The organism is Frankia sp. CgKIO3 (assembly GCF_977946435.1).
Genome location: NZ_CDWTMO010000251.1, coordinates 1 through 4,064, shown reverse-complemented (window position 1 = coordinate 4,064; position 4,064 = coordinate 1). Strand labels below are relative to the sequence as shown.

Sequence of the window (4,064 nt, the reverse complement as noted above, 5' to 3'; positions counted from 1 at the left end):
CCACGCCCCGCCCACGATCAGGCTCGCCAACCCCATGAAACCCCAGACCGCAGCTTGATCAACTTAGCGGAAATGGCATTGAGGCTGTACCCGACGCCTGCGGCGCTCGAGACCCTGGCCGGGCGCTTCGACCAGGGCCTGCGCCAGGAGCTGAGCGCACTGCTCGACGCGGACGACGGTCGGCTGCGCCGCGAGCTGGCCACGCTAGTCGATCGGCGGAACAGGATCGCCCACGGCCTCAACGAAAGCGTCGGGGTCAGGAAAGCATTAGAGCTCCACAGAGTGGCCTGCGAGGCCGCCGACTGGTTCATCCTTCGCTTTGGTCCTTCCTGAGCCCCGGACGCGCAGTGCCGGAATTCTCCGAGCGGCGGCGGACATGCCAGTCTGATAGTGATGGTGGAGCGGGTGCCCGCCCCGGGCCGGCGCACCCATACTCGCCAGTTCCCAGTAGGTCCGCGTTCCTTCCCAGAATGGTTCCCGAGATGTCGCGGGCGGCCGGCAAGACAGTGAGTGAAGGATCTTGGCCGGTGGCGTCGTTGATCCAGATCATGATGGAAACGATGACGACTTCGACACCGAAGTAATGGGTGCCTTTGGCGAAGCGGACGGCGGGAGCACGCCAGACTACGTCTCGGCCGGAGCACCCGGAACCACGCGAACAGTTCCATACATGGACCTGGTAGGTGATGTGCTGCGGTGCGCGAGGCACGTCCTCGAAGCCCGACCGGCCGGCGCGGGGCTCCATGTGACCCTCGACCTCCACGCTGATCTCGTCGACGGGGACATCCAACCGGGCGGCGACGATCTCGAACATGTGCGTCAGGCAGCTGGCGAACACGCCGAGGACGAGCTCGGGCGAACTCAGCCCGAGGTCGGCACCGGCATAGTCCGGGGGCGAGTCACTGAGGATCTGGTGGTCCCGGATCCGGATCCGTCGAACTCCGCTGCGCCCGACGGCCTCGGACCGCGCCCGAAGCACCACCGGGCCCGCGAAGGTGCCCGCCGCGGTCGCGTCCTTACCTACGACCAGCGGTTGTCCGTCTACAACGCCCGCTTCGGCCTGGAAGGCACCTGGAGCGACCGGGTAATCGCCCGCCTCGCGGGCCCGGAGTCGATGGAGGGCCGCCACCGCCTCCGCGAGATCCTGACAAACCTGGGCCTGCCCTCCCACTGACCTTCCCGGACAAGCACGGGCACGCGGGGGCGTCCTGACGTCGTACTTCCCGGCCGGCCTCGGGGTCGAAGGAAGAGGGAAACGCGCCCGTGCCTGCTATCGGGTGACGATGACCGTCGCGCGGTGTCCGGTGGCGTTCTTGAATTTGGTGTCGCCGGTGAGCAGGTCGCAGCCGAGCGCTTCGGCGAGCGCGATGTAGGCGGCGTCGTAGGTACCGAGGTTGTGCCGCAGCTCCCACATCCGGGGATGGTAGGGCCAAACCGGATGACGGGTGATCCGCAGGCGCGCGTAGTCAGCCAGCATCTGCTCGCCGCGATGGTCAGTGATCTTCTTGCCTGCGGCAAGCCCGCGGACTGTTGACGCGACCTCGACGTCGAGATGGTGCGGGGCGTGCAGCGTGCGCGGGGTGGACAGGCGCTGCCGGAGCACCTCGTCGCCATCGCGGACGGACAGCACATCAATGACGAGCGAGCAGTCAACCACGTACGTGAGGGTCAACGCCGCCCCTCATCGCGCGCCGCGAGGATGTCATCCATGGTGAGCTCCACCGGTTCCCTGTCGCGAGCGATGCGGGCGATGACCTCCGCGTTGGTCTCCGTGGCCGCATCGGCATCCATCAGGTCCCGCAAGTACCCGGACAGTGACTGGCCGAGCGATCTGGCACGTTCGCGGAGGACCGCGAGCGTCGTCGGATCGACATCGCGTACCTGGATGATGCCCCCGTCGGCAGACTCGCTCATCTGTCCACGCTACCACGCTTCATGCATCATGCATGAATCCTCGAGTCACCCTCGCCAGAAGCGTTCGTGGGTGCCTCACGCCACCTCCGCCGCTTGCGCGGGACGTCGCCGTCAGCCGGTCATCAGCGACGCGGCGACGGTGGCACCGAGTTCCCAGCAGGCCTCGCGTGCCCCGGAGTCCACCTCGCCGACGATCGACAGCGGCTCGCGCAAACGCTTCCATCTGAGCCCGGTCGCGATGGTCTCGATCCCACGGATGGCGCCGGTCGTGTCGCTGTTACCATGGACGTAGAGGGTGTATGGGCGACCAACCGTCGCCTCAAGCACGGGGTAGTAGATCTGGTCGAAGAAATGCTTCAAAGCCCCCGACATGTAGCCGATGTTCGCCGGGGTGCCGAGCAGGTAGCCGTCCGCGGCGAGCACGTCGACGGCCGTCGCCGCCAAGGCCGGCTTGACGACGACGGCCACACCCTCGATCGCCTCGTCCCGGCTACCGGCCAGCACCGCTTCCAACATCACCTGCATGGTCGACGATGGTGTGTGGTGAACGATCAGCAGAGTCGGCATCGCGGCCATGCTATGGCCTCGGCCGACGTCTGGCCCCGGCCCCACCCGGGCATGGCAGCGGGCCAGGCGGTAGGCACCAGCCGCCTGATCGGGCACAATCGTCCGCAGAGGAGGTCGGCATGCAGCCATTGATCGAGACCAGACGCGCGGAGATCCAGCAACTCTGCCGCAGTCTCAACGTCCGCCGTCTCGACCTCATCGGATCCGCGACTTCCGACGCCTTCGACCTCGGCACCAGCGACGTCGACGTCCTCGTCGAGTTCGACGCTGACAACACCGCATTCGACTACTACGGTACCTACTTCACTCTCAAGGAAGGGCTTGAGCGCCTGTTTGGCCGCGCCGTCGACGTCGTCAGCGTCACCGCCATCCGCAACCCGTACTTCCGCGACCAGGTCATGAGCACCAGGCAGCCCTTGTATGCCGCCTGACCCACGCAAGTATCTCTGGGACGCTGCCAACGCGGCCGAACTCGCCCGAGGCTTCGCCCACGACCAGACCTTCGAAGATTATCTGGCGAACGCGATGCTCCGCGCCGCGGTTGAACGCGAGTTCGAGATCATCGGCGAGGCGCTCAACCAGCTGTCGAAAGCATCTCCAGACCTCGCCGCCGCGATCCCCGAGCTTCCTCGGATTGTTGCCTTCCGGAACATTCTCATCCACGGCTACGCCACCGTCGACGACGCCCTGGTCTGGCAGGTACTTCAGGAGAAGATCCCCGAGCTCGAACGAGTCGTCCGAAAGATGCTGACCGAAAGATGATTTACTCACACTACTCGCGAGAGCCAGGATCAGGAACACTGCCTGGGTGCTTGTGCTTCGTGTTCACCGCGCCGTTCCGCGGCGAGCGCTTCGCCGGCCATCTTGTTCGCGAGCTGGACGACGTGGAACGGGTGCACGGCGATGATCGTATCCGGGAGCGCGGGGCGGGTGGGTTCGTCGGCCGGCGCCGAAGGGTCGGTGGCCACGATCCCGGCATCGGCCGCGACCATCATGACCCACAAAACTATGATCCAGCGATATCATGAATTAAAGATCATTAGCGGCGGCCGCGGAAGGTACGCCGCAGGTCGTCGACCCATTGAGCGGGGATTTCCCAGGGAATGAAGTGGCCGCGGTGGTCGTGGGCGTTGAGGCCGACGTGATTGTACCAGGCGGCGCGGTCGGAGTCGAGGAAGTTCTGAACCCGCTGGTCGGTGCTGACGCCGGGTGGGTTTTCATAGCCGACGAAGGTGATGCCGGTGGGCGCCTCGATGGCTGGCTGCCGGTCGTGGGACGGGGCCCACGGGTAGCGGTTGTTGTTGGCGTAGGTGCGGATCGAGGTACCGATCGTGTTGGTCACCCAGAAGATCATGGTGTGGGTGAGCAGGTCGTCTTTGGTGAAGACGGTCTCGATGTCGCCGCCGTTGTCGCTCCACTTCACCCAGCGTTCGAGCATCCCGGCCGGGGAGTCGGACAGCCCGTAGGTGAGCGTGCTCGGGGCGAGCACGTGCGCGGCGAGGTGGACGGCGAGGTGGACGGCGAAGCGCTTCTCCACGGCGACGATCTGGGCGTGGATGTCGTCAGGCAGGCCGTCGGGGCTG

Annotated in this window: 7 protein-coding genes and 2 pseudogenes; 4 read left to right on the top strand and 5 right to left on the bottom strand. The window is 65.9% G+C overall.

The window, feature by feature from the left end:
- Both AC08OJ_RS19010 and AC08OJ_RS19005 read left to right on the top strand, forming a co-directional pair.
- Positions 1-333 (top strand): annotated as a pseudogene (locus AC08OJ_RS19010) (hypothetical protein); the annotation flags it as partial.
- Positions 334-670: 337 nt separating this feature from the next.
- A complete protein-coding gene (locus AC08OJ_RS19005; RefSeq protein WP_476594635.1) occupies positions 671-1,174 on the top strand; it encodes a hypothetical protein in 504 nt (167 codons plus the stop codon).
- Between the two features lie 96 nt (positions 1,175-1,270).
- Here the strand turns inward: AC08OJ_RS19005 and AC08OJ_RS19000 are convergent, their stop codons facing one another.
- The 3 genes from AC08OJ_RS19000 to AC08OJ_RS18990 form a co-directional block, all read right to left on the bottom strand.
- Entirely contained in the window at positions 1,271-1,672 is a 402-nt protein-coding gene (locus tag AC08OJ_RS19000) for a type II toxin-antitoxin system VapC family toxin (protein ID WP_476594634.1), read from the bottom strand.
- Positions 1,669-1,914: a hypothetical protein gene (locus AC08OJ_RS18995; protein WP_045878334.1), complete on the bottom strand. Its 246-nt coding sequence runs from the start codon at positions 1,912-1,914 to the stop codon at positions 1,669-1,671. The genes AC08OJ_RS19000 and AC08OJ_RS18995 overlap by 4 nt, the downstream gene beginning before the upstream one ends.
- Positions 1,915-2,025: 111 nt before the next feature.
- A complete protein-coding gene (locus AC08OJ_RS18990) occupies positions 2,026-2,490 on the bottom strand; it encodes a flavodoxin family protein (RefSeq protein ID WP_476594633.1) in 465 nt (154 codons plus the stop codon).
- A gap of 110 nt (positions 2,491-2,600) precedes the next feature.
- Between AC08OJ_RS18990 and AC08OJ_RS18985 the strand changes: the two genes are divergently transcribed.
- Positions 2,601-2,912 (top strand): nucleotidyltransferase family protein, encoded by a 312-nt coding sequence (locus AC08OJ_RS18985; RefSeq protein ID WP_476594632.1) that lies wholly within the window; start codon positions 2,601-2,603, stop codon positions 2,910-2,912.
- Positions 2,902-3,243: a HepT-like ribonuclease domain-containing protein gene (locus AC08OJ_RS18980; RefSeq protein WP_476594631.1), complete on the top strand. Its 342-nt coding sequence runs from the start codon at positions 2,902-2,904 to the stop codon at positions 3,241-3,243. The genes AC08OJ_RS18985 and AC08OJ_RS18980 overlap by 11 nt, the downstream gene beginning before the upstream one ends.
- 29 nt (positions 3,244-3,272) lie before the next feature.
- On the opposite strand, the gene AC08OJ_RS18975 is transcribed toward AC08OJ_RS18980, so the two are convergent.
- On the bottom strand, positions 3,273-3,476 hold the full coding sequence (locus AC08OJ_RS18975; RefSeq protein WP_476596448.1) for a hypothetical protein: 204 nt from the start codon (positions 3,474-3,476) through the stop codon (positions 3,273-3,275).
- Between the two features lie 44 nt (positions 3,477-3,520).
- A pseudogene (locus AC08OJ_RS18970) lies at positions 3,521-4,064 on the bottom strand (epoxide hydrolase); the annotation flags it as partial.